The organism is Streptomyces sp. LS1784, from assembly GCF_020103755.1.
Taxonomy (GTDB): Bacteria; Actinomycetota; Actinomycetes; order Streptomycetales; family Streptomycetaceae; genus Kitasatospora.
The window spans coordinates 1-537 of record NZ_JAHSQD010001284.1 but is presented as its reverse complement, the minus strand read 5'-3'; the positions used below and the strand labels follow the sequence as shown (position 1 = coordinate 537).

Sequence of the window (537 nt, the reverse complement as noted above, 5' to 3'; positions counted from 1 at the left end):
GGGCGCCCACCGCCTCCCCCGCCGCGGCCGGGACGCCCGCCGCTCCCGGGGCCCCGCCGGGCCGCAGCCGCTCGGTGGCGCTCTCCTCCGTCACCGCGACCGCCGTGCTGACCCTGATCGGCTGCGGGGTGCTGATCCTGCACCTGGTCCAGCGGCAGACCGGCACGGTCGGGCTGCTGGTCGGCCTGGGCCTGGCGATGGTGCCGCTGCCGTTCGTGCTCGGCGGCCTGGCCTGGCTCAACCTCACCGCCCGGGTGCCGCTGCGGCACACCGTGTTCTGCCTCGGCTGGGGCGCCTGCGCGGCCACCACCGTCGCCATCCTGGCCAACAACTGGACGGCGAGCTACCTGACCCGGTACCGGGGCCCGTTCGGGGAACTGCTCGGCGCCGGGATCGCCACCCCGGTGATCGAGGAGACCGCCAAGGCCTCCGCCCTGCTGGTGCTCCTGCTCCCGCTCGGCCGGCGGCTGCGCTGCCACGGCCGCCGCACCGGACGCCCCTGCGCGCCGCTGCTGCGCCGGTTGCCCGCGCCCCGGA

At 77.8% G+C, this 537-nt stretch carries 1 protein-coding gene; it reads left to right on the top strand.

All coding sequences use genetic code 11. The features are described 5' to 3' along the window. Nucleotides 1-104: 104 nt before the first annotated feature. The coding region (locus KS423_RS47000) for a PrsW family glutamic-type intramembrane protease (protein WP_224285716.1) at nucleotides 105-537 on the top strand (433 nt) is incomplete at its 3' end.